The sequence below is a fragment of the Arcticibacterium sp. SM2516 genome (assembly GCF_057914865.1).
This window is the reverse complement of the sequence record NZ_CP195290.1, coordinates 5,752,881-5,778,657: the sequence shown is the minus strand read 5'-3', so window position 1 is coordinate 5,778,657 and position 25,777 is coordinate 5,752,881. Positions and strand designations below refer to the sequence as shown.

The following is a 25,777-nucleotide window of genomic DNA, read 5'->3' as shown; positions in this document are numbered from 1 at the left end:
TAAATCATGAATAGAATAATTTTAGCATTACTCTTAGCATTAACATTTAGTTTTTGCCATGCCCAATCCGTCACCATTGAACCATCTAAAAGTGCGTTTCAACAAGATAGTACAAATGGTGTTCATATTAACAGTAAAGAAAGCATCCCTTTAAAGCTGAGTACAGAAAAGCCTAATATGTATCTGCCTTTTTATACCTATAATACACTTATAAACAAAAAAGAAGGTGAAATAATGGCTGGTTTTGGTGGAATGAGTATCCAAGGTACAGAACTCTTACAATTCGGAACTAGAGGTTATACCTCAGTAAAAATTGACACCATCGGCAAACTAAAAGTTGGCAGCCCGACTCGCTCGTCTGGTCTGGAAGTATACTCTTTCACCAAACTTGGTTCAGAAGCCCCTGCAATAAAAATAAAGAGATTCTCAACCTTAACATCTAGTAGTGCAGGTGACTGTTCAACTTTTGTAACATTAGATGGAATTCCAAATTCAAAAATACTTTCATATCAAGTTCTGATTGACTGGCAGTCCACTGACTGGATAAAAGAGGGCTATACTTTTGACCCCGGTCAAGAATTCTACACCTATCATAAAGATGGGCAGATAAAAATATGCCTTGTAGCTGGTAATAGCCAAAACATTATCAGTAAACCTGTTCGAGTTTTAGTCACCTACGAAGAATAAGCCCATGAAAAAGCTATTAAAATTGGCTCTCATTTATCTGATAAGCATCAGTTCATTTTCACAATCGGTCACCATTGAGCCAACCTTGTCGGGTTTCATTGGAAGTAATTTTGAGATTCATGGAAACAGCAATTCTTCTACCCCCCTAAAGCTGTTTTCAAACAGCCAATATAACTTCTTACGATTTTATACAGCAGGCGGAGAAGAGCAAGGACAAATCTATTCCGAAAGCGGAATTATAGGGATTAATGGTTTAGGAAAGACCGCCCTAATGGTTAATACTAATCCGAAATTAATAGTTAGTTCAGCCGGGAATATTGGAATAGGCGATAATTATGACGGAGATACCTACAAACTAAGTGTAAAATCTAGTAATAGCTCAATAGCTTCCTTTTTAAACGAAGACCCAAACGCCAATATCAACATTAACTATCAAAATAAACATTTCTTGCAGGTTAGCCCTACAAAAGCAACCTATTATGGTGCAGTAGACTTTGAGTTTCAGGCTAACAACACAATTGATTTTCAGACCAGTGGTACATCCAGGCTTTTCCTTGGCGGAAATCAAGGAAATGTGGGAATTGGAACTACTACGCCCTCGGAGAAATTAGATGTAAATGGTAACATAAAGGCTAAAGGATTAAGTGTTGGAAATAACAACCTGGTTTTTGGAGATTATTCGGTTGCATTTGGTAATCAGACATTTGGCTTATCAAAATCTTCTTTAACAATTGGCGAATTCAATGATATTTCTGATACTCCAGATGCAGCAATTTCGGGAGTGACCGACCGAGTATTTCAGATAGGTAATGGTTCATCCGATCTTGTAAGGTCAAATGCATTAACAGTCTTGAGAAATGGTAAAACCGGAATTGGTGTACTTGCACCCACGTCTAAGCTAGAAGTAAACGGAGATATTAAGTCAACAGAACTAGGTTTTGTAGGGACTACAGACCGCAGACCGGTTTTTGCAAATAAAGATGGCATTCTTAATATTGAAAATACCTCTAACCACTACATGAGTTATAATTTCACGAGTGTTCTGCCACAAAATTATGACGACCCACTTATTAGAGGTAGCGGCTATGCTTGGTTCAATAGCACTACCAGCCCCAAAACTTTGTATTTGCCTGTAAATCTGCCAGATGGCGTTAAAGTAACCAATGTGAAATTGTATTTACGAGATAACTCCGCCTCTAATTTATCATTTGATTTCAACAACTATTCTCATACCGTGAATGCTTATTTAACATTAGCTACTGCTACGAGTTCCGGTAGTAGTGCCAATATTGTGAATATCAACAGTAATGCCTCTGCAATCATTGACAACCTAAATTATTCCTATTATATAAACATCTCGTCTGCAGGAAACTGGACAGGAAACACGCTTCAATTTCACAGTTTAGTTATTACTTATCAATACCAATAAAATGAAAAAAATAAGCATCCTTTTTCTCTTATTAATCATTAGCCCGTTCTGTTTTTCGCAGCAATGCAGCAATTACTTTCTTCTAAAAGAAGGCTCTAAAATAGAGATGCAAAACCTTGACAAAAAAGGAAATATAAGCTCCATTTTGAAATATAATGTGCAGCAGCTAAAACCTGTCAATGGTGGGTTTTCTATACAAATGCTCACGGAAACGTACGACCCCAAAGGCAAACTTATTGTAAAAGGTGAAGCCGTAGGAAAATGTATTAACGGCGACCTTTATACCGATGTTCAAAACATTAGCTCAGATATGTTTTCAAAGTCTTCTGATATAAAAATGAGCATAGACGGAGACCAGCTAGTATACCCTGCCAATATGAAAAAAGGCGATATACTGAAAGATGCCAAAATCTCTATTCGTTCTTCTCTTCCTTCTGGTGCCTCTTTAATGAATGTCAGTGTGAACATTACCAACAGAAAAGTAGAAGGCTCAGAAACCGTGGAGACACCAGCTGGCAAATTTGATTGCATTAAAATGTCTTATGATTTAAGCCTAAAATTGATTGTAAAAAAAGAAGTACATGTGGTAGAGTATTTCTACAACGGCATAGGCGTGGTAAAAAGCGACACCTTCGACGCAAAAGGAAAAATGGAGTCCTCTTTGGTTTTAAGCAAACTCGACAAATAAGAGATTTATCAATCAATCAAAATAAACGCATGAAAACAAAAATAGCTCTTTTAGCCACTGTAATAAGCATAAATGCCTGTCAGTCTGCCAAAGAAAGTGCTCAGGATGGTGTCACTTCGGCTCTAGAAAAACTAGTTGAAAGTCAGACAGGTCAAGAAATTGATTTAGCAGATGTGGCCAGTTATGGTGACCAAAAAACTGACATCATTTATGAATTTGATGGAAAGTCTCAAATAAATAAAGAGGACTTTACGGGCTCCATAATAGCCCTAAAAGAAAATGAAAAACTAAATATCTCATTCCAAGTAGTGAACCAGAGCGGGCATTCGCTAATGGGTGTTTTTTCTAACGTTCCACTCGATTTCACTTTGCCCCTAACGGCCAAGTTTACATTGAATGAAAGTGAGCTAGAAGGAAAGCCAAAGGCCACTTTGGTTTTTATGAAAGTATCTGAAACAGGGATGGAAGCCACACCAATGCCTTATGAAGGCACCATGACCATAACCAAGTTAAATGAAACGGTGGCAGCATTTGAAATAAAAGGAAAGGGTGGTCAGTCTTCTGAAATTGAAAACCCTGCAGCCTGGAAAAACCTTAATGGAAATGTTAAAATGACCTCCCCTGTCATCCAAAGTATGGGACTTTCTAAAGACGAGTTTTTGAAATAATTAAACCATACCATCATGATGACTAAAAACATACTTTTCGCAACAGCCTTTTGCTCTCTACTATTATCCTGTTCTGGAAACTCTGAAAATAAAACCGAAAACAAGGAAACAGAACTTCAAAACCCCTCCAAAGCAACCTGCATCTTTGACTATGTCGGTAAATACGACCAACTCTTGTCTCTAGAAACGATAAAAAAGCATTATACCGGAGAAATGACCAATGCTAAAATGAAGTATGAGGTAAGCCCCAAGCCGAAAGACCAACTAAGAGATACCTACAAGTACTCTTGGGAAAGTGACAGAATTAGAAAAATAAAAATGGGTAATACGACCTTAGAAATGCCAGTATACAATGAAATAGGTATTAAATGGTTAGGTGATGACTTATACAAGATTATGGACCGCGAAAACAGTGTAGCTTCTTTCCAGGCTTTCTATCGTAATGTGTCGCAAGAAGAACTCGACAATGCTCTAGGTAAAGCAGAAGAGAAGATTTCTGAAAACAAGGAGATACCAGAAAGCACTAAAAATCAGGCCATGGACATGGCCAAAGGAATGGCAACTACAAATAATTTTGAAGCCGTTAACGTAGTGGGCGATGCCGCATCATGGAACTTTAAGGAAAACAGTTTAATCGTATTGGTAGGCGACAAAACCTTTCAGATTTTGGCAGATGTTAGTTCAGATGCTGATTTCAACAAAGACTTGGCTATAAATCTGGCTAAAGAAGTTTTGGCTTTCTGTAATTAAGAATCCCTTATTTTCAATATCTAAAAAAAGCCCTCTCATGAAATCTGCTTAAATGTGAAATTTAAGCTATTTTTGAATAGTATAAAACAACAAACATGAGACTAACCCTTACATTATTATTCCTTTTTTCACTCAACTCCTTTGCCCAAGAAAGCTATGCCGATAAACTCGGATATCCTGAAGGTTCCAAAGTTTTAATTCTCCATATTGACGACGTAGGCATGAGCTATGACTCCAATTTAGGAGCCATAAAAGCCATGGATGAAGGTGTAGCAAATTCTCTCAGTATGATGATGCCATGCCCATGGATACCAGGATTTTTCAAATACCTAAAAAAACATCCAAACACAGACGCCGGTTTGCACTTAACCCTAACTTCGGAGTGGGGTGATTATAGATGGGGACCTTTGGCAGGAAAACCAATGGTACCTGGTTTGGTTGACAAACAAGGGGCTATATGGCCGTCTGTAGTGGCCACCGCTACCCATGCCAATCCAGACGAAATTGAAACAGAAATAAGAGCTCAACTTGAGAGAAGCCGTACTATGGGTTGGGAACCCACCCATTTAGATTCTCATATGGGAACGCTATTTGCCACCAAAGATTACTTGGAAAGATATTTAAAGGTGGGGATGACAGAAGGTATTCCTGTGATGTTTCCTGGAGGTCATAATACCATGATAGCACAAACCACTGCCGCAACTGGGTTGACACAAGAAATGACCACTACCATAGGACAACAACTGTGGAATGCTGGACTACCAGTTCTTGATGATCTTCATAATATTTCTTACGATTGGAAAGGTGAGGAAAACATGACAGACGCTCAGCTTCAAACCTACAAAACCGAACGATACATCAATACCATCAATGAATTAAAGCCAGGTATTACAATGGTGATAATGCATTGTACGTGGCCTACGGAAGTTTTTGGAGAAATTTCTACCTCCGGTGTAACACGAAAAGGAGACATGCTGGCCATGATGGATCCGGCATTCAAGAAGTATATAAAAGATAATAAGATAGTGCTCACCACCTGGAGAGAGCTTAAAAAGAGAAGAGATGCTTTAAATAACTAAAGTTTAGACTCTTCGATTGGATAAATATTAACCTCTAGTGAAGCATCTCAAGTCTAAGTTTCCTAGAGGTTTTTAATGTCTTAGCAACTATACTTTCAAATATCCTTTAATAGCCTCTTTCAAAGTTCTGGATTTATTGGTCTTTTCTTCTATGATGTCCACTTCCCAGTTCATGGAACTGGCAAGCTGGGTAACCATTAATTTTATTTGACGATCAGCCGAAACTGGCAAATCGCTTTCCATGGCTTTTTCCAGCATGAGTTCTTTAGCTTCGCCAATAATCTTGGTGTAATCCTCAGGCTTGAATTTACTCAAAAGTCCCTGATTGATGTCATAAAATTTATACTGGGGGTCAATGGAAAGCACTTCCGCCTCTGGAAAATGTTCAATGATAATCTTTTGGGTACCTTCTTCTACCCTCCATTTCATTTTAGAGAAATCGAAGCCTATAGACACCTTGGCCTTAGCCACAATCAAAGCTTTTTTATGTGTTTCAAAAAGACCCCAAAAGTCCTTCTTATGGCTATGGTCGTAGATTTCGGAGAAATAACCTTCTGACAAAATCACTTTAAAAACCTTCTCGATTCGTTCTAAAAGAATATTAGATTCTGTTTCAATACGCTCCTTCTTTTTACGTTTACTTACACCAAAACGCCAAGCAAATATTTGCCAAGTGGCTAAACCACCTATGCCCAAAGCAATAATAAAAAGTAGGGATTCCATTTTGTTATTAATTAATTCAAATAGCCTTTAACTATCTTTGTGACGTTAATTTACTATTTCCGTCATTGAAAAAAGAAAAATATTTAGTTTTGGTGGTTGGTCCTACTGCCGTAGGGAAAACAGATTTATGTATTAATCTGGCACAAAAACTAGATGCCGAAATCTTCTCTTGCGACTCTAGACAGTTTTATAAAGAAATGAGTATTGGCACTGCCAAACCAACAGATGAAGAACTCGCTAAAGTTCCACATCACTTTATTGACAATCTCAGTATTAAAGATAGTTACTCCGTATCAGATTTTGAAAAAGAGGCACTAAAAGATTTAGAGAACTATTTTCAAAAGAAAGATGTGGCTATTATGACTGGTGGTTCTGGATTATTTGTAAAAGCCATTACCCATGGTTTTGACGACATCCCAGATATTCCAAAAGAAATTAGGGCGACTTTAAAACAAAGATTGGAAAACGAAGGAATAGATAATCTTGTTTCCGAGCTTAAAGAACTGGATCCCGACTACTGTTCAACTTCCGATTTGTCGAACAAACAACGGGTAATAAGAGCTTTAGAGGTTGCTCTATTTACTAAGAAGCCATTTTCTTTCTGGCAAAAAAAGCAAACAAATCGTCGTACTTTTCAAATCATCAAAATAGGATTAGAGAGACCACGAGAAGAACTTTATGAAAGAATCAATCATAGAGTAGATCTAATGATAGCAGCCGGACTAGAAGAGGAAGTTAAAAACTTAATAGATTTTAGAGACAAAAACGCCTTACAAACCGTAGGTTACAAAGAGGTGTTTGCTTTTTTTGATAAAGAGATAAATTACGAGACCATGCTTGAACTGATAAAAAGAAATTCCAGACGTTATGCTAAAAGGCAGTTAACTTGGTTTAGAAACCAAGATCAGTTTAATTGGTTTAAACCTTCTGAGCAAGAGCAGATTTTCAAATTTGTTATAGAACAAAAAAAGAAATTTGCAATACACTAAACTATTTTCTGGAAAAGTTGTTAAGTGATTGTGTGTTCTTACATACAATTAAATTTAAAATAGAAAAAAATGAAAAAAATCACTCTTTTAGGCCTTGCCTTAGTATCAGCACTTTCTTTTCAATCTTGTACTTCTTCTTCAACTGAAACTACCGAAACAGAAGAAACAGTTGCAACATTAGCAGACGGAACTGCAAACTTAGATTTAGCATCCAGTACCGTAGAATGGACAGGTGTTATGCTTGGAGTAAAAGAACATACAGGTAATGTAAATATTACTGAAGGTACTTTAGAAATTAAAGACGGAGCAGTAGCTGGTGGTAGATTTGTTGTTGATCTTTCTTCAATTGCTCCTACTGACACTGTTTATGACGAAAAACAAACTAAAGAAAAATTAGTAGGTCACTTATCTTCTCCAGACTTCTTTAACGTAGCAGAGTTTCCAACGGCTACTTTTGAAATCACTGGCACTGAAGGTACTTCTGTATTGGGTAACCTTACTGTAAGAGGTATCACTAACCCAGAAACAGTTAAAGATGTTGTTATTGAAACAGTAGGTGATGTAACTAACATTACTGGAACGCTAACTTTCGACCGTAAGAAATATGATGTCTCTTTTGACGTTCCTATGAAAGAAATGGTTATTTCTAACGACGTTGAGTTAGACATCAACTTGGTAGTGGCTAAGTAATTTAGGCACATCCTTCTAAGAAATATAAAAAAGCCACTTCCAAAAGGAGGTGGCTTTTGGTTTTATTAGGGTCTTAAAAACTATCCCGTTATTTTTGAACAAATAATTCTGAATGTACAAAATCATAATAGCGATAGACGGCTATTCCAGCTGTGGAAAATCATCAACTGCAAAAGGTGCAGCCGCCCATTTAGGCTATGCCTATATAGACACGGGAGCCATGTATAGAGCCGTAACACTCTATTTCCACGAAAAACACATCTCTCTGTCGGATAGCAAACAAATCAAAAAAGCTTTAGACGAAATCTCTATAGAGTTTAGAAGGAATAAGTTTGGAGAAAACCAGACCTACCTCAACGGCCTAAACGTGGAGAATGAAATTAGAAAGCTCTATGTGGCCAATAAAGTAAGTGAAGTAAGTGCCATAGCCGAAGTAAGACATGCTTTAGTGGCTCAACAACGTAAAATGGGAGAAAAGAAAGGAGTGGTTATGGATGGAAGAGACATTTCCTCTGTTGTTTTTCCAGATGCAGAACTAAAAATTTTCATGACCGCAGATCCATTGATAAGAGCCCAAAGGAGGCAAATTGAATTAATGGAGAAAAAAGAAATTCAAAGCATAGAGGATATACTTTCTAACATTGAAAAAAGAGATCAAATAGACACGACCAGGAAAGAAAGTCCACTAACCCAAGTACCTGATGCCCAAGTAATAGACACTTCTTATATGACTCTTGACGAGCAAATTGAAATGGTGTGTATTATGGCAGACGAAGCTCTTTCAATAAAAATAAGAAACGATGAAGGCTGAGTTCCTAATTATAGGTCAAGGTATAGCTGGAACATGCCTGGCACATCAACTTCTTGCAAAAGGAAAGACGGTCAAAATACTTCATAACAGCAATTTAGCCAGTAGCTCTAAAGTAGCTGGAGGAATGTTTAATCCAGTTACTGGAAAAAGACTGGCGAAAACATGGATGCAGGAGGAAATATTTGCTTTCATGGATCAGTTTTATTCCAATCTGGAAGTGTTAATGGAGGAATCATTCCTTCATAAAATGCAAATATATAGGCCCTTTAAAAACGAGAATCAGAAGTCACAATTCCTCAGAGCTATTGAGCACAAAGAGCTTGGAAACCTTATAGAATATGTAGCTCACAACGAGTCCTTAAAAGGCATTATAAATGAACCATTAGGAGGAATAAGTACCTCAGAAAGTGGCAGGTTAGATGTACCCTTATTTTTGGAAAAGTCGGCTCAATACTTTCATTCAAAACAAATTCTGGAAGAAGGGGATTTTAAAATAGATGGTCTAATTAGACATACGGAACACATTGAATATAAGGGAGAACAGTATAAATATGTTATTTTCTGCGAGGGCGTGCATGTTAAAAGCAACCCTTATTTCAATTGGCTTCCATTTAATCCTGTAAAAGGAGAAACACTGGATATAACATTAGAAGGCTCACAATTTGATTTTATTGTAAACCAAGGCTCTTGGATAATGCCCATTGGCCAAGGGAAATATAAAATGGGTTCTACCTATGATTGGGATAATTTGAATTTTGAAACAACGGCCGACGCAAGAGCATCCATCTTAGAAAAATCTAAAAGCTTCCTGATTCCAGAAATCAAAGTAATAGCTCAGCACGCTGGGATAAGACCTGCTGTAGAAGACCGAAGACCCATCCTAGGAGACCATCCTATTCACAAAAATATTCTCATTTTTAATGGTCTAGGTACAAAGGGCGTTTCGTTGGCTCCTTTCTTTGCAAACCAACTTGTAGAATACATTATTGAAGGAAAAGAAATTGACCGGGAATCAACTATTGAGCGTTATTATCCGTTATATTCGTAAGCATTATTTTTAAGTCTGTACTATGAAAAAAGTTTTTACGCTACTTCTTATTTTAGGGAGTGTGACGGCATTCTCGCAAGGGTATTACTCCGTTTCACAAGAAACCTTTGGTAGAAATAGAATTCAGCTTCGGAAGCTAGATTGGAAAACTATAAATAGTAACAACTTTGAATTCAACTATTATAGAGGTGGGCAAGAGATTGCCATGAAAGCCGCCAAAATAGCTGAAGGTGAATACAGGAAAATAACCGAGATACTGGGTTATACCCCTTTCACTTCCATGAAAATATTCCTTTATAATACTCCTAAGCAAATGGAGCAGAGTAATATTGGGCTTACCACTCCTATAGAATATGATGGCGGAATATTAAACCTTTCAAGGGCTAGAATAGAAATTCCGTATACTGGAAACGACAGTATTTTTAAGACAGAATTAGTTAATCAAATTTCTGGACTTTTTGTTTACGACATGCTTTTTGGTGGCTCTTTAAAGGAAGTTCTCCAGAGTTCTTTATTACTTACTGTACCAGAATGGTATATGAGCGGTATATCATCTTACATCTCTAAAGACGGTATGTCTGAGCAAGATCTGGCTGAGATAAAAGAGGCTTTGCTTAGGAATGACAACAAAAAACTTAACAATCTTAGCTCCGCAGATGCCAAAATTCTCGGTAGATCTATTTGGCATTATATAGCCGAAAAATATGGAAGGGATAACATTTCAAACATTCTCAACCTCACCAGAATAATTAGAGCCGAGCAGAGTAGCATCACCAGTACTTTAGGAATTTCCTTTGGAAGATTTATCCAAGAATGGAAAGCCTACTACCTATCAAATGGCTCTGTGATCTCTAAAAAAGATATTCCAATTGAGGAGAAACGTCCTAACTTTAGCAGTACAGGAAATCAAATCCCCAAACTCACCAACTTAAAAGATGATGAGATAGATACAGAATACTACGAGTTTGAAGAGGTTAACGTTCTTAAAGCTACGGAGCTTGTCAGTCAAGTTCTTCCTGAACAAACCAGTACTTTTAATAGAAATAGATTAATAAGAGGCAACGAAGAGTTTAAAATATCAACGCCAAAAGCATATCAAAATCTACTCCTCACGCAAGACCTTAAAACAGACTTTTATAATGACCCTGTTAGAAAGCTAGGAATGAATAATTCCTTATCTCTAAACGACTTACTGGAGAATCATGTTATAAAATTCGACTTATTCATTACACCAACTGTCAAAAATCATGACATTAAGGCGAGCTACACCAATTACAAAAAAAGAGTAGATTGGGGAATTGCTTTTGAAAGAAGATCTATTATTGTGGATCCTAGAACAGAAAAACAGTTCTATATTCTGAACCCTTTGAATATTGCACTGAGAAGAGAAACGCTTAATAGAAGAATATACCTCCACAATATTATAGGAACCATTTCTTATCCGCTAAGTCCTAACCTTAAGGTGAATGTAATGCCTTCTTTGTTTTTCAATAATGATATAGATTATTATGAAGTAGCCAGAGACGTGCAAAAAAATTCCTACGGTGGAGTAAAAACGGAAATTGTTTACGACAACACAAAGAAACTACTAGGAGATGGCTTTTTGTCTGGTACAAGAGCCAAAATCTCTTATCAAAAGAACCTGGCTTTTGGAGATCCTAATGAAAGCTTTAATGGCCTTTATATTGACGCCAGGCATTATCAGAATATCACTTCTGGACTTCAATTTGCCGCCAGGTTTAACTACGGTAGCTCGACAGGGAATAGTCCCAAGTACACCTTCTTAGGAGGGATGGAGAATACATTAAATAGAGATATTTACAGTACTAACAACCAAATAGGAGGAACACCAGGTAATTTAAAAGATATTGTTTTTTATAATTATGCAGGGAACTTAAGAGGCTTTGATTTTGCCAAACTTTACGGTACCAAACACATCTTGGTTAACCTTGAATTAAGATTATCTCTTGCGGGGTATTTCTCAAAAAATACTGTTACTTCTAGCATGATTAGAAACCTACAGCTGGTAGTATTTAATGATATAGGTACGGCATGGATGGGAGATAAAGGCCCGTGGAGTCGCGAAAATAGCCTTAATACCCAAGTCATAGGAGGTTCTAAAATTGAGGGCATCAACAACCCCTTTTATGCCGTGGTTACTAATTTCAAGAACCCTTTCTTATCTGGATACGGAGGTGGTATAAGAACCACCATTTTAGGCTTTTTCGTAAAGGCTGACTATGCCTTTGGGCTTGAAAATAAGGAGTTCAGCAAGGGTAAATTCTACTTATCATTGGGTCATGAATTCTAGAAAATTCACCAATTAATCATACTTAATATTTACTTATTCAAAGTAATAAAGAACCTCAATAAATCTGTAAATCAAGATCATAGATTCTTTTTGGCACAATTTTAGTGCAAGCCATATATAGTGATTCCAAGCTAAATTTGGTAAATTCATGCAATATTCCGTGTTAATTCAAGCACAGGAGTGGTATGTATTAATTCACTAGCAATCAGGAGCTTAAATTATTATTCATCGTAAGAAACATGAAAAGACCAGGACAATCGCCCTTTGGCATAATTTTCGTTTCAATTAATGTGATTCAAGAAAGATCTGTGCCGACTATTGACCAAAATCAATTTTCACATTATTTTCTTGACGAAAAATCTGACATCAGATGCTTACAATGTTTACTTTAAAAACTAACCAAAAGAACGAAAGTTCCTCGTTGTTATCAACGAACACCAAGATCGGTGGCCCTATAGCTACGCCAGACCTTGGCTATAATAGTTTTAAGGCATCCAAAGTCTCCACTTTTGACCATTCTTTTCTAACCAACAGAAAAGAAGATAATTACCTAACCAAATCTTGGACAGATAATTCAAGTCTAGCATCGATTATAGCTTCACCTGCTTTAAAAAACTTAAGGACTATTGTTCCATCGTGCAAAAGCCTAAAAAATATGATATCAAATTTTACAATCGTCAATCGTCATTTAAGCTTTATCACCACTTTGGTCATGTTGCTAACAATATCCGCGATGAACCTGTATGGTCAAGACACAGATCTAGCTTTGAGGCATGCTATTAGTAAGTCAACGCCAAATGTTGGTGAAGATATTAAATACACGCTTTATGTAAAAAATGAAGGTGCCAACCCAGCCACAGGGGTGGTGGTCAATGACCAAACCCCCTTTGGAGGAATTACCAATGTAGTTCTGAACGCTCAGGAAGGTACCGCTTCATATAATGCGGCAAATGGCCTGGTGATTTGGAATATCGCAAACATTGCTGCTGGAGATTCTGCTAAATTAGAAATCTCTGCTAAAACGAGTCAACAAGGCGTTTACTTCAGTATCGCTGAAATAATGGCTCTAGACCAAAACGATACAGATTCAAGCCCCGGTAATAATTCGCTATCGGAAGACGATATGAAAAATTCTTGCTTCAGCATACCAGTTACTTGGTATCCAGGAGATGAATACGAGCTTAGCATTCCCCAACCATTTAATAATGGCTTAGGAATTAAATGGTTTAAGAATGGGACAGAAATTAATAATAATACAGCTGGAACTACTTTAAACCCGAACGGGACTTTGGCTGTTTCCAGTGTTGGATCTTATACTTTTGAAGCCTCTAACAGTGTTTGCCCTTCTGGTGGATGCTGTCCTTTTGTATTGTTTGAAGGACCATATGGCTCTATTGGAGACTTTGTTTGGACCGATACAAATTCTAATGGTATTCAGGATGTAGGAGAAACGGGTTTAAATAACGTTACGGTTTATTTGCTAAATGAATTAAATGTTAAAATTGATAGTACCATATCTGGTCCGAACGGAAGTTATCTTTTCGATAGCCTGATCACTGGCACTTACCAAGTTCAATTCAAAAATGCTCCAGAATATGTTTTTTCTCCTAAAGATGTTGTAAACGACGCTGTTGATAATGACGTTGATCCTGCCACAGGAAAAACAGGCTCCATAAGTATTGATACCTCTTTACCTATTGGTAATAAAGGAAGAAATAATAATGATGTGGATGCTGGTTTACACCTGCAAACCGAATGTCCAGAAATTGTAACCATATCTGTAGTGGCTGATAACCTTTGTGTAGGAGATTCCACTTATTTGGAAGCTAGTTCTACAAATACGGGGGATATTTCTTGGTACTATAGCTCGGCAGGCGGTACACCAATATTTGTTACCCAAAGTGGTCAAAAACATTTAATTTTCCCTACTACCACCACTACCTATTACGCACAATTAGCATCTGCCCCATTGGCATGTGTTAATCCAAGAGTCCCTGTGGCGGTAATTTTAAACGCAAGACCCTCTAATCCGTCTTGCTTCAATATCATAGAAGTTTGCCTAGGCGAAACCACCAACCTCAACGAATTAATCATTAACGCCATTACCACTCCCGGTGGTAAATTTGAGTGGCATACAGGCCCGCTATCCAGTTCTGCTAAAGTTTCAAATACGGCTTCGGCAACGCCTGGGAAATATTATCTATTTGAAAAATCTGGTGCAGGATGTTACAGTAATCCGGCAGTGGCTGTGATTGTGGAAAAATCTTGTGACATGTTCGTTGATCTGGATTTAATTAAATTTGCAGATTCTAGAGTGGTAGCTCAAAATGATATAGTAAACTACACCATCAGAGTTTCCAATAGCGGACCTAATGCGGCAACCAATGTTAAAGTAAGAGACGTATTACCCGCTGGCCTTGTGTTTGTTTCAAGTTCAGACTTGAGCAATACATCTGGAACGTTAGAAGCTAGTATTGCATCTATAGCTGTAAACCAAACCATCACGCTAAGATATGCTGCCCGTGTAATTGGCTCGGGAAATATAATTAACGTTGCCGAAGTTATGAGTGCAGATCAAGTGGATCTGGATTCTACTCCAGGAAATGCCATAACATTAAATGAGGACGATGACGATGACGAAATTATTACGGTAATTTCCAATGACCCTGAAGCTGATTTAAGTCTACAAAAATTAGTAAGTAGTAATTCTCCTTCTTCTGGTGATGTTATCAACTATACCATTAGAGTTAATAATGCCGGCCCAGATGCCGCAACTAATGTAGAAGTTACGGATGTTTTACCAGCTGGATTAAGTTACGTTTCCTCGGTTGGATCAAGCGGAATCACCGTAACAGACAACCTTATCAAAGCACGCTTTGACGCAATTGCTAGCGGACAAACACTACAATTCTCTATTAAAGCAAAAGTTACTGCAACAGAAGGACTTGTTACCAACAGGGCCGAAATTACTGCTGCCGACCAAAATGACCCAGATTCTAAACCGGCAAGTGGTGTAAACGAAGATGATGAGGATACTGCAGATATTACGGTAATTCCAGCTTGTAATCCATTAACGCCTATTATATCTAGCAATAAGTTAGAAATATGCCAAGGTCAAAGTACTACTTTAGTAGCCGTTGGATGTACTGGAACTGTGGAATGGTCTAATGGTTCTGTGGGAGCCTCTATTTCAGTTAGCCCGGCTGCCATCACTAATTATACTGCCGTTTGTAGAGTAAATACATGCGTTAGCCAAGAGTCTAATTTATTAGCCATCATTGTAGGCTCTCCATCTGTTCCTACCGTAAAAGCAAATAACACCAATATTTGTTCTGGCGAAGTCGTAACATTAACCGCTACTTCATGCAATGGTTCCGTTAAATGGAGCAACGGCATGACTGGCACATCTATTAATGTAACACCAACCGCTACCACGACCTACTCTGCTACTTGTTCTGTAGGTACTTGTATTAGTGGAGCCTCAGGTAACATAACCATAGAAGTAGGTTCTGGTCAATCACCGATAATAACTGCCACTTCAAACAACATTTGTTCTGGAGATACAGTAACCTTAACAGTTACAAACTGCTCTGGAGCCTTTACCTGGAACACGAATGCAACCTCAGCTAGCATTAAAGTAAATCCGACAGTAACCACTACCTATTCTGTAACATGTGGCTCTAGCTCTTGTTCAGGAACTGCTTTTGAAACCGTTACCGTTGGTAGCGGGGTTAAACCAACTGTTACGGCCTCCAATAATGAGATTTGCGTGGGCGGTAGTACTACATTGACTGCTTCGAACTGTTCATCTAACTTACTATGGAGTACGGGTGCTAGTACAACTTCTATTTCTGTAAGCCCTGCAGTTACTACGACATACACAGTAACATGTGGTTCTGGAAATTGTACTGGAACAGCCTCTGTGAGTATAAAAGTAACCAACGGAACCCCTCCAGTTATTGCTGCTTCGTCTAATCAATTATGTGAAGCCGGTGATGTAACACTTACTGCCACGGGTTGTAATGGAACAGTAAAGTGGTCAAATGGTAAAACGGGAGCATCAATTACAGCCAATATCGCAGCAAACACTTCTTTCACGGCAACATGTTCTAACGCCTCGTGTACAAGTGGAAACTCAAATACAGTGAATATCACTATAGGCACTTTGGAATCTCCAAATGTGACTACAAGCGGAAATACAGTTTGTTCAAGTTCAAAAGTGACATTAACCGCCACGGGTTGCTCAGGAACAGTGCTTTGGTCTGGAGGTCAAACCGGAAATATAATCGAAGTCTCTCCATCTTTTAAAACCACTTATACTGCAAATTGTAAAATTGGAACATGTACTTCTGGAGCATCTAACCCTGTAGTTATAAATGTTATTACAGCTCCTACTTCTCCAGTAATCAGCTGTAGTGCATCAAGAATATGTCCTGGTGAGTCTATCACCTTAAATGGTCTTGGTTGTGAAGGAACAGTGAGCTGGAGTAATGGTTCTGTAGGAAATTCTATAACGGTAACTCCTACCCAAACCACAGTTTATACGGCATCTTGTTGGATAGGAACTTGTGAAAGTCAAGTTTCTGCACCTGCTACCATCAATGTAGGCAACCCGTTCCCGCCACAAGTCAAATGTCAAAATACACAGATTTGTTTGGGAGCATCTACCACTTTAGAAGCTGCAGGATGTGTAGGGACTATTGTATGGAACACTGGTGAAACAGGACCAGTTATAAATGTATCTCCTACCACCATGACTAGCTACTCCGCTATATGTAAAGGTTCCACTTGTCAAAGTGAAGAATCTAACACCGTTACGGTAGGTGTTACCAATAACAGTATTGTAGCTCCAACGGTAAGCACACTGACAAATGTTTGTCCAGTGGAAACCGTCAATCTTAATAATGCCGTTACAAGTTCCGTCAAAACAGTAGGTGGAAGTTTTGTATTCCGCACCGCAAACTCTCCTAATTCTCCTGCTGTATCGAATATTACGAGCATAGCCACTTCTGGTACATTCTATGTATTTGAAGACGGAGGAAATGGATGTTATAGTTCAGGCTCTAAAATTGAAGTCGGAATAATAGCCTGTGAATCTCCCGTTGATTGTATCATTAAACCTGCTACCGCTTCGGCTGGGAAGGACTCCACAGTATGTTTAGCTGGAGATACTTTCCCACTAAATGGTAAAATTGGAGGCTCCGCCCAAACGGGAACATGGACTACTTCTGGTACGGGTACTTTTGCAAATGCACTAAACCCAATTACGACCTATAAGTATAGCTTGGCAGATGTTACAAATGGTTCGGTAACATTAACACTAACCACCAACGACCCAGATAACGAAGGTTCTTGTGTGGCTGCTAAAGCTTCTCTGGTATTAACAATAAATGGAGTTAAGACGAAACCAACCATAACAAGTAGCAAATCACCTGTTATTTGTTTAGGAGATTCTGTAACTCTTGAAGCCAACGAAACCGCTGCATCATACCTTTGGAGCAACGGCCAAACGACAAAGAGCATTAAAGTAGGTCTTGCAGGAGAGTTTTCTGTTAAACTTATCAATGCAAATGGCTGTGCCTCTATAAGCTCAGAGAAAATAGAAGTAACCAATATGTCCGGTATTGCTGGACCATCAGTCAACTCTCAAGCTAAAAACGTTTGTCCAGCGACTACGGTTAACTTAAATGCTAATGTAACAAGCACTCCAGCGTCTGAAAACGGTACATTTGAATTCCATACGGGCTCTACCCCTACATCTCCAATGCTAGGAAATGTGTCGGCCATGCCATCCGGTGATTACTATGTATTTGAAAGAAGTGAGTTAGGTTGCTATAGCAACGCCTCTAAGATATCAGTGGTCATCGACGATTGTAATATTAACGCATCCGATGCTGAGGTAGGAATATTGATAGTTGGAAACAAAACTTCAGTTTCGCTTGGAGACCAAGTGGTTTACACCATTACAGTAAAAAACAACGGACCTGATACTGCAACAAATATTGATATCGAAAATATACTTCCTGCCGGATTAGAAATAGTTAGCTCTACACCAGGCCTAACCAATCTTAATGGAAAGTTGACAACCACCATTCCAGAATTAGCCAAAGGTGCTTCAAGAACATTCATCTATACGGCTAAAATTAATAAGTCGGGTATCGTGTCTAATGTGGTTAAAATAACAGACCTTGACCAGACAGACCCAATTAAGAGTAACAACTCGAGCAAGTTTGACCTAGAGTGTGCTACTTGTCAGGAGTCTTGTATTGCTACGGCACTAAAAGCTGATTCCACGAGACAAGGAGATGGTACCTACAACATCAAGTTCACTGCTCTAATTCAGAACTGTGGAAACGCAAATCTGACGGGACTTAGTCTTGTAGCTAATATGAAAAGCATGTTTGGTAACACAGCTACCTATGCACTCATTCAGCAGCCAACTGCCAATTCTGGTAGCTCTTTAGTTCCAAATGAAAATTACGATGGAAACGGCGTCACTGAATTGCTTAAGATTACGACAAGTTCTTTAGGAACAGGAATAACGGATACGGTAACATGGGTTGTAAACCTAGTACCGAACGGAACCGAAGGCCCATATAGTGTCAACGCCGTGGCCTCTGGTGTTGCTCAGACCATATTCAATATCCCTCAAGATATATCAGATGTCTCTAATGATGGAATATTTATCGACGCTCCTAGCGGAACTCCAACGGTGGTTAAACTTTACAAAACACCAAGTATTGGCTTATCGCTTGCCATCATAGATACCTTGACAGAAGTGGACGGTTCACTAAACGTAACATTCCAAGCTTTGGTTAAAAACAACGGTTCGTTGGCACTGTCCAATGTAATTGTAAGTGATACTTTGAGTAATACATTTAAGTTACCATCCACATATTCAATACTAGGTTTGCCAATTATTAATGCAGGAAGTGGATTAGTGGTGAACACAAACTTTGATGGAAAAGCAAATCCTGAATTAACACTTCCAAGCAGTACTTTAGCTTTAGGCGTTACAGATACTATAATTTTCAAAGTAAACGTGAACGCCAACGAGGTTAAGAAATTCTTAAACCAAGCCATAGCCCAGGGTACTGGCACATTGACTGGAGGTGGAAGCTCTACCGTAGTAGATGTATCAAATACAGGATACAATCCTGACGAACCAGGTGCTAAGCCTACGGAGCTTAACCTAGAGAAAGAAGAAGATTCTAACTCTGTTCAGGACGTTTGTTTAGGTGTAGCTCTTTATGTCTCAGATTCAACGAAGTTGGTAGATGGTTCATTTGACATTACTTACACAGCTTTGATATCAAACTGTGGCAATGCCAACTTGACAGACATAAGCTTATGCGATACACTTTCTAGCTCTTTTGGTGCCCCAGCAGTGGTAACTCTTAAGGATGCTCCAAGCCTTGGTCTTAACAGTACTTTGGCTCTGAATACTACTTATGATGGAATCACCAACTTCTGCATGTTAAATACCAGCAGTAGCTCAATTGCTCCAAATAAGGTGGATACGGTGAGATGGACCATTAATCTTACATTGAATAGTAATAATGGACCGTTCAGAAAGAATATAACTGTAACAGCGGTTACGCCAAACGACAGTACCATCTCTGATAAGTCTAATGACGGAACTAACCCATCACCAGTAGGCGAAAATCCAACTGTACTTAACTTTAATAATCTGGCTCCAGACTTAATTGGTCTGTCTAAAGAGATGGTGAGTATAGCGATGGTGAGTGAAAATATTTATGACGTTGTATTTAAGTTCAACGTTAAAAACTATGGTATTATTGATTTCACCGGTGTTCAGGTTCAAGATAACTTGGCCGAGACCTTTGGACCTAATGTAATCATAGACAGTGTCAGGATATTTGATGTGTCTGCGGGCTTAACAGTTAATCCTAACTTCACAGGAAAAGGAATATTGATAGACATGCTAGTAGATAGTACCAGTACGCTACCTGTTAAAACTACCCGAAGCCTTTCCATGCTGACAAGGTTAGACCTATCACAGTCTGATACCTCTAAGTATGAAAACATGGCCTTAGCAATAGGATATCAAAATGGAAGCTCTACAGATGATTTATCTACGGTAGGTTCTAATCCAGACCCTGATGCAGACGGTACTCCAGAAAATAACAGTAATCCTACTCCAATTGACTTTGGCGGTATGATTCAGCCAGGCGGCAATGTAACACCGCTAGGAATAGCCAAGTCTATGACAGACACCGTGGCTATAGTAGATGGTAGTTACCAAATCACTTATAAAGTCGTCGTTAAAAACTATGGTGATGTGAAATTGACCAATATCCAACTCACTGATTCACTTTCAAAAGTATTTAATGACAGTACAGACTTTGCTATGATTGGAAGCCCGTCATTGACGGCTAACAGCACTTTAATATTGAATCCAGACTTTGATGGTGTTGTCGACTTGGATTTCTTATTGTCTCAAAACAGTAGCTTGGCAGCCGGAGCCTCTGACACACTTACTTTCAAAGTAAAAGTTAGAAACAACAGAGGAAGCAATGCCACTTATAATAACACCATATACGGAACGGCAATTTCGGGTTCTGGAACGGTGACAGATAAGTCTACAGAAGGTGTTAACCCAGATACAGATGGTGATAACAACCCAGGTAATAACAATACGCCGACGGCGGTAACACTGAAAAGTGGAAAGGATAATAACCCAACCAATTTGGCAGTGTCTATACCTGGCGGTATATCTCCAAACGACGATGGACTTAACGATAAATTGGTAATATCTGGAATTACAGAAAATGACCAAGTGACCTTAAGAGTCTATAACAGATGGGGTGAACTAGTTTTTGAATCTTTAAACTACAAAAAACAATTCCCTGGAAGCAGCGACGGCTGGAACGGTACTGCTAATACAGGAATTAGACCTAGCAAAATAGAAACTAAGTTGCCTGATGGTACTTACTTCTTCAGTGCTGAAAGTAGCAATAGCGAAGTATTTAAGGGTAAAATATATTATAACTTCATAACCATAGCGGGAGGAAGTAAAAAATAAAAAATCTATCAAAGGAGGTGTATAGCCTCTTTTGACGATTTAATAAGCAAGCGAATTTAATTTTACAAAACATTGAATTTCAGAACATTGAACACTTCTGAAGAGCGAAAGTTGAATCTATAGAATAATACAAAATGAGAGGTTTAAAATTGTTAATTGGAAAAATGGCTTTACTTCTAGTTGGTGCATTATCAGCTTTACAGTCAAATGCCCAGCAGGAGGTTATGTATTCACAATACATGTTTAACACTCTGGCTATCAACCCATCTTACGCAGGTAGTAGAGATGTCTTAAGTCTAACCGCCCTTGGTAGATACCAATGGATCGGCGTGAATGGCTCCCCAACCACCTATTCATTTACACTGGATATGCCCTTTAAAAATGAAAAAATGGGGCTGGGACTTACAGCATATACCGATGCTATTGGTGTAAGTAGAACCACGGGAATAAATATACCTTATGCATACCGGGTAAAAGTAGGTGCTAAATCTACCTTGGCTTTAGGTGTGCAGCTAGGCTTAGACTATGTCAGTAACAACCTCTCTAGCGTTGCTAATGTAGGCCTTGGCGACAACGTGTTTGACGGCTCCAATGATGTCAACAAAATGTTCCCAAATGCTGGACTAGGTCTCTTCTTTAGTACAGATAGAGGTTATATCGGCCTCTCTGTGCCAAAAATCATTGAGAATCAACTTTCTTCTTATGTCTCCAATGGAGAAACTTACGAAAGTAAACAAAGAAGACACTATTTTGCTATGCTGGGCTTTGTAGTAGGTAAAGGAAATGTAAAAATCAAGCCTTCCACCATGCTGAGATATACTAAAGGTGCCCCATTAGGAATAGATGGAAATATAAATGTATGGTTTAGAGATAAAATTGCCGTTGGGTTCTCTGCTAGAAAATCTCAAGCAACATTATCTGGTCAAGATGTAATGGATGCCTTAATAGGAATTTTTGAACTTCAGTTAACACCTCAACTAAGACTAGGTTATTCTTATGATTATAATATGACTTCTTTAAATTCTGAGAATTCCAATTCAAAAGTAACCACTAGGTTAACCGGAACACCAACACATGAAGGTCTTTTACGTTATGAGTTTGGTTATACCAAAAACAAAATCCTTACACCGCGTTACTTCTAATTTAACTATTGCAAGAAAAACTGTCCATTAATTTGGGTCTATAAATTGAACAAAACATGTTAGCCATAATCAAAAAAAATATTCTTTTGGTGATGCTAGGTTTTATAGTCACATTAAGTGCCTCAGCCCAGCAGTCCTTGCTTAAAATGGCAGAACACCATTACGACAACCTATCTTATGTTAGAGCGATTGAGGCATACGAGCAAGCTTTAACAAAAAAGAACATAGAGCCTGATGATGCTAGATCGGCTAGAATCAAACTGGCAGACAGTTATACCAAACTTAAAGACAATGGTAATGCAGAAAGAGTTTTTGCAGAACTGTTCTCTTCTGGAGCAGAGCTTCCAGATACAGAATCAATGGTTTATCTGAAATATGCTCAGGTGCTTGCTAGTAATGGCAAATACCAAGAGTCTCAGACGATGTATGATACCTATACTCAGAAAGCTCAAAATGACCCAAGAGGTCAAGGTTTCTCAAAGCTCTATAATGACGTTTCCGTTTTGTCTAAAAACGCAAGCTGTTATAATGTAGATTATCTTTCTATAAATACCACTGCATCAGACTTCAGCCCTTCTTATTTCAGAAACGGTTTAGTTTTCGTTTCCAACAGAAAAAATACTTCCGGCGTAAGTAGAGTGTTTCAATGGAGTGAGACACCATTTTTAGATTTATTTTTTCTTGAAGATTTGGCCGAACTAGGAAGTAATTCCTCTGCTGGCTTGGGTGGAAGTAGTTCTGCAAATAATTCTTCAAAAAATAGTAAGAAAAAAAGAACAGGCGTGGTTGGTGATGATGAATACACCTCCCCTACCGCTAACGACTCTAAAACCATTGGTTCATTCGGTGGTACCAGTATTTCTGCTGGTCACGGATACGGAGACAGTCCAGAAACAGAATCTGAAAGATTAAGTGGTTCTATAAACTCAAAATATCATGAAGGACCTTCTGCATTCTTTAAAGATGGTCAAAGGGTCATTTTCACAAGAAATAATTTTGTTAAAGGAAAAGCGGAAAAAAGCTCTGATGGCATCAATAAACTAAAACTATATATTGCCAACGCCGACAAAAAAGGATGGGCAGATATCGCTGAATTACCATTTAACAGTGACGAATACTCCACGGGTCACCCTACTTTATCTCCGAACGAAGATTATCTATTCTTTGCTTCTGACATGCCTGGTGGTTATGGAGGAACGGATATTTATGCAGCCAAAATAGACAATGGAAACTGGTCGCAGCCAATTAACTTGGGTCCAGAAATTAACACAAAAGGAAATGAAATGTTTCCATATGTAGACGAGAATGGAAACCTTTACTTTTCTTCCGAAGGTCTTCCAGGTCTTGGAGGATTGGACATTTTCTTTGTGCAATTAAACGCCACTAAAGTTCAGGGTGCTCCTATAAATTTAGGAACTCCAATTAACTCTAGCAATGACGACTTTGGTATGCTTACGGATGGTTTGAGAAAAAGTGGCTACTTCAGCTCCAATAGAAAAAGAGGAGGAGACGATGACGACATCTACAAATTTGAAAGAGAATGTGAAATTCAGGAAGGTTGCGATTTGATTTTAGCGGTGTATGATGCTGAAACAAAAATGCCCCTTGATAACGTAACCATTAAATATACGGATGCTTCCGGAAATATTCAGGAAGCAATGACAGATGAAGACGGAAGTTTAACGCTGAAGAACCTTAGTCAAAATACGGAATACACTTTCTCTGCCAGTAGAGATGGCTATAACGCAAATATCGTAAGCTTAACCACAGAAAACTGCGACAACGAACCGTCAAGACTTGAAATACCAATGACTCCTCCTGTTCCGGCTAATCAGCAAGACGGCATTGCCAAAAACAACAATGGAAAAGGCGTACAAGGCCCTACCAGTGGTCTTTCGGAAAGTGGTTTCTCCAACAATAAAACCTGTATTATAAAAGGTAGAGTGTTAATGCAAAACACGGATAAGCCTATGGCTGGTGTATTGGTTTCTTTAAAAAATGAGTGTGATGCGAGCACACAAACTGCCTACACCGACGAATCTGGCTATTACGAATTTACAGTGGCTGAAGGTTGTGATTACACATTAACGGGTGCCAAAAGCAACTTAGCCTCACAAGATAAAACCGTCAGTAAATTAAGCTGTGCTGATGGTGGAGTTACCGCAAATGTTTTCATGTTTGGTTCAGGAGATATCGTTGAAATTGAAAATATTTATTTTGACTATGGAAAACATAACATTAGAGCCGATGCTCGAGAAGGCATTGATAAGCTTGTGAAAGTAATGAGAGAACACCCAGGTATGAAGATTGCCTTGGCTTCACATACAGATAGCCGTAGCCCGAAAGACTTCAATCAGAAACTTTCAGAAGGTAGAGCTAGTGAATCTGCTGAATACCTTTTCAAAAGAGGGATTAGCAGAAGTAGAGTAACCTTTGCAGGATATGGAGAATCAAAAATACTCAATGGTTGCGTGGATGGTGTTAAATGTACCGAAGCTCAGCATCAAAAAAATAGAAGAACGGAGTTTGAAATAGTTCAAATGAACTAAGGACACAAATAGATGAATTAGAAAACCGCTTGCCACAACAAGCGGTTTTTTTTATACCTAAAATGATTTCTTGACACATTTTTGAGTAGGTTCGCAGGAGTTATTTGAATAAACCTTTATGAAGAAAACAATCCTTCTTTTCTTATTAATCGGACACACGGCATTTAGTCAATTTGGTCTTTCAGACCAATACCAGTTTAACCTTCTAGCGGTAAATCCTGCGTTTGCAGGAGAAAGAGGAAACCTAGGGGTGACCGCTATGCTCGGAAACCAATTTAGTGGCAACTTTAAACCCAACTTGATTTCTCAGATAGTTTCACTAGAAGGTAAACTGGGTACCAGTAACAGCTCTCTTGGATTTCAAGGGTTCAGAAATACTTTAACAGGCAATACAAGTAATGGATTAAACCTTTCGTACTCCTATGCTATAAAAAGAGAAGCAGTGAGAATTAATCTCGGTCTCAACGGTGGTTTTGTGGTAACTCCAAACCTCATTGGCTCTCAGAATTTCACCCAGCAGCTATCTCCTATTTTTGGATTAGGTATTTCTGCCATTACCGATGATGCTTTTTTGAGTATCTCCGCCCCTACGCTTATTTCTGAAAGTAACTTCTATACACTCGTCTATAAACCCATCTATTTAATGGCAGGCTATAGACTACCTATAGCGGAGAACATTGCCCTCAATTTGAGTGCATTAGCGGGTTTAGACATAGAATATGACAATACCAATCATCTTCATTTGAATCCTAAATTATGGTTGGCAGATAGACTCGGAATTGGAGCTAGTTTTAGATTGAGACAAAATACCGAAATGAGTATTATTACCACAGCCGAGCTGAAAATATCAGAATCATCAAAAGTTGGCATCTCTTATGACCCTCATCCTTTGAGACTATTAACCACTTCTGGATTAATAAACCCAAACGGTTTATTTCAGCTTATGTTTAGATATGATGTTTTTGGAGTACATGAAAAAAGTCCACTTTTAAATTCATTCTAACAAAAGATAGACTTAGAAAAATCCAATAAAATCTTGTAAATCAATACTCTTCTCCATTAATAATGATTTCTTGACTTTAAATTTAAATAAAAAGACATATTTCATTGAGAAAATAGGTTTATTGTTACTTCGTTTTAAAAGCAAATTTTAACTTTGCCTTTCCT

The 25,777-nt window shown here is 38.3% G+C and carries 16 protein-coding genes; 15 read left to right on the top strand and 1 reads right to left on the bottom strand.

Features of this window, described 5'->3' with window-relative positions; genetic code table 11:
* Positions 1 to 6 precede the first annotated feature (6 nt).
* The 6 genes from ACSBFT_RS23525 to ACSBFT_RS23500 all read left to right on the top strand — a co-directional run bounded on the left by ACSBFT_RS23525 (position 7) and on the right by ACSBFT_RS23500 (position 5,301).
* Positions 7 to 687 carry a hypothetical protein gene (locus ACSBFT_RS23525; RefSeq protein WP_489602680.1) on the top strand — a complete coding sequence of 227 codons (681 nt, stop codon included), beginning with the start codon at positions 7 to 9 and terminating at the stop codon, positions 685 to 687.
* A gap of 4 nt (positions 688 to 691) precedes the next feature.
* Positions 692 to 2,116: a hypothetical protein gene (locus ACSBFT_RS23520; protein WP_489602679.1), complete on the top strand. Its 1,425-nt coding sequence runs from the start codon at positions 692 to 694 to the stop codon at positions 2,114 to 2,116.
* A gap of 1 nt (position 2,117) precedes the next feature.
* Positions 2,118 to 2,804, top strand: a complete 687-nt coding sequence (locus ACSBFT_RS23515; RefSeq protein ID WP_489602678.1) for a TapB family protein — start codon at positions 2,118 to 2,120, stop codon at positions 2,802 to 2,804.
* 29 nt (positions 2,805 to 2,833) lie between these two features.
* Entirely contained in the window at positions 2,834 to 3,472 is a 639-nt protein-coding gene (locus ACSBFT_RS23510) for a hypothetical protein (protein ID WP_489602677.1), read from the top strand.
* 15 nt (positions 3,473 to 3,487) lie between these two features.
* Positions 3,488 to 4,222, top strand: coding sequence for a hypothetical protein (locus tag ACSBFT_RS23505; RefSeq protein ID WP_489602676.1), 735 nt, complete (start codon positions 3,488 to 3,490; stop codon positions 4,220 to 4,222).
* A 95-nt stretch (positions 4,223 to 4,317) separates the two neighbouring features.
* Entirely contained in the window at positions 4,318 to 5,301 is a 984-nt protein-coding gene (locus ACSBFT_RS23500; protein WP_463048543.1) for a polysaccharide deacetylase family protein, read from the top strand.
* Positions 5,302 to 5,388: 87 nt separating this feature from the next.
* On the opposite strand, the gene ACSBFT_RS23495 is transcribed toward ACSBFT_RS23500, so the two are convergent.
* Positions 5,389 to 6,024, bottom strand: coding sequence for a DUF4230 domain-containing protein (locus ACSBFT_RS23495; RefSeq protein WP_463048544.1), 636 nt, complete (start codon positions 6,022 to 6,024; stop codon positions 5,389 to 5,391).
* Between the two features lie 65 nt (positions 6,025 to 6,089).
* Here ACSBFT_RS23495 and miaA point away from each other — a divergent pair, with 65 nt between their 5' ends.
* The 9 genes from miaA to ACSBFT_RS23450 all read left to right on the top strand — a co-directional run bounded on the left by miaA (position 6,090) and on the right by ACSBFT_RS23450 (position 25,613).
* Entirely contained in the window at positions 6,090 to 7,013 is a 924-nt protein-coding gene (gene miaA, locus ACSBFT_RS23490) for a tRNA (adenosine(37)-N6)-dimethylallyltransferase MiaA (protein ID WP_489602675.1), read from the top strand.
* A gap of 69 nt (positions 7,014 to 7,082) precedes the next feature.
* Positions 7,083 to 7,703, top strand: a complete 621-nt coding sequence (locus tag ACSBFT_RS23485; RefSeq protein WP_463048546.1) for a YceI family protein — start codon at positions 7,083 to 7,085, stop codon at positions 7,701 to 7,703.
* 112 nt (positions 7,704 to 7,815) lie between these two features.
* Positions 7,816 to 8,514, top strand: coding sequence for a (d)CMP kinase (gene cmk, locus ACSBFT_RS23480; RefSeq protein ID WP_489602674.1), 699 nt, complete (start codon positions 7,816 to 7,818; stop codon positions 8,512 to 8,514).
* Positions 8,504 to 9,562 (top strand): NAD(P)/FAD-dependent oxidoreductase, encoded by a 1,059-nt coding sequence (locus ACSBFT_RS23475; protein ID WP_489602673.1) that lies wholly within the window; start codon positions 8,504 to 8,506, stop codon positions 9,560 to 9,562. The genes cmk and ACSBFT_RS23475 overlap by 11 nt, the downstream gene beginning before the upstream one ends.
* 22 nt (positions 9,563 to 9,584) lie before the next feature.
* Entirely contained in the window at positions 9,585 to 11,873 is a 2,289-nt protein-coding gene (locus tag ACSBFT_RS23470; RefSeq protein ID WP_489602672.1) for a hypothetical protein, read from the top strand.
* Positions 11,874 to 12,252: 379 nt separating this feature from the next.
* Positions 12,253 to 20,919, top strand: a complete 8,667-nt coding sequence (locus ACSBFT_RS23465) for an SdrD B-like domain-containing protein (RefSeq protein WP_489602671.1) — start codon at positions 12,253 to 12,255, stop codon at positions 20,917 to 20,919.
* A gap of 164 nt (positions 20,920 to 21,083) precedes the next feature.
* A complete protein-coding gene (locus ACSBFT_RS23460) occupies positions 21,084 to 22,061 on the top strand; it encodes a PorP/SprF family type IX secretion system membrane protein (protein ID WP_489602670.1) in 978 nt (325 codons plus the stop codon).
* Between the two features lie 56 nt (positions 22,062 to 22,117).
* Positions 22,118 to 24,610 carry a carboxypeptidase regulatory-like domain-containing protein gene (locus ACSBFT_RS23455; RefSeq protein WP_463048552.1) on the top strand — a complete coding sequence of 831 codons (2,493 nt, stop codon included), beginning with the start codon at positions 22,118 to 22,120 and terminating at the stop codon, positions 24,608 to 24,610.
* A 118-nt stretch (positions 24,611 to 24,728) separates the two neighbouring features.
* Positions 24,729 to 25,613 carry a PorP/SprF family type IX secretion system membrane protein gene (locus tag ACSBFT_RS23450; protein ID WP_463048553.1) on the top strand — a complete coding sequence of 295 codons (885 nt, stop codon included), beginning with the start codon at positions 24,729 to 24,731 and terminating at the stop codon, positions 25,611 to 25,613.
* Positions 25,614 to 25,777: the final 164 nt, after the last annotated feature.

What these genes read in the sequence shown, in the direction of transcription:
- ACSBFT_RS23525 (WP_489602680.1), top strand. Translation starts at nt 7, where the DNA reads ATGAATAGAATAATTTTAGCATTACTCTTAGCATTAACATTTAGTTTT.
- ACSBFT_RS23520 (WP_489602679.1), top strand. Translation starts at nt 692, where the DNA reads ATGAAAAAGCTATTAAAATTGGCTCTCATTTATCTGATAAGCATCAGT.
- ACSBFT_RS23515 (WP_489602678.1), top strand. Translation starts at nt 2,118, where the DNA reads ATGAAAAAAATAAGCATCCTTTTTCTCTTATTAATCATTAGCCCGTTC.
- ACSBFT_RS23510 (WP_489602677.1), top strand. Translation starts at nt 2,834, where the DNA reads ATGAAAACAAAAATAGCTCTTTTAGCCACTGTAATAAGCATAAATGCC.
- ACSBFT_RS23505 (WP_489602676.1), top strand. Translation starts at nt 3,488, where the DNA reads ATGATGACTAAAAACATACTTTTCGCAACAGCCTTTTGCTCTCTACTA.
- ACSBFT_RS23500 (WP_463048543.1), top strand. Translation starts at nt 4,318, where the DNA reads ATGAGACTAACCCTTACATTATTATTCCTTTTTTCACTCAACTCCTTT.
- ACSBFT_RS23495 (WP_463048544.1), bottom strand. Translation starts at nt 6,024, where the DNA reads ATGGAATCCCTACTTTTTATTATTGCTTTGGGCATAGGTGGTTTAGCC.
- ACSBFT_RS23485 (WP_463048546.1), top strand. Translation starts at nt 7,083, where the DNA reads ATGAAAAAAATCACTCTTTTAGGCCTTGCCTTAGTATCAGCACTTTCT.
- cmk (WP_489602674.1), top strand. Translation starts at nt 7,816, where the DNA reads ATGTACAAAATCATAATAGCGATAGACGGCTATTCCAGCTGTGGAAAA.
- ACSBFT_RS23475 (WP_489602673.1), top strand. Translation starts at nt 8,504, where the DNA reads ATGAAGGCTGAGTTCCTAATTATAGGTCAAGGTATAGCTGGAACATGC.
- ACSBFT_RS23470 (WP_489602672.1), top strand. Translation starts at nt 9,585, where the DNA reads ATGAAAAAAGTTTTTACGCTACTTCTTATTTTAGGGAGTGTGACGGCA.
- ACSBFT_RS23465 (WP_489602671.1), top strand. Translation starts at nt 12,253, where the DNA reads ATGTTTACTTTAAAAACTAACCAAAAGAACGAAAGTTCCTCGTTGTTA.
- ACSBFT_RS23460 (WP_489602670.1), top strand. Translation starts at nt 21,084, where the DNA reads ATGGCTTTACTTCTAGTTGGTGCATTATCAGCTTTACAGTCAAATGCC.
- ACSBFT_RS23455 (WP_463048552.1), top strand. Translation starts at nt 22,118, where the DNA reads ATGTTAGCCATAATCAAAAAAAATATTCTTTTGGTGATGCTAGGTTTT.
- ACSBFT_RS23450 (WP_463048553.1), top strand. Translation starts at nt 24,729, where the DNA reads ATGAAGAAAACAATCCTTCTTTTCTTATTAATCGGACACACGGCATTT.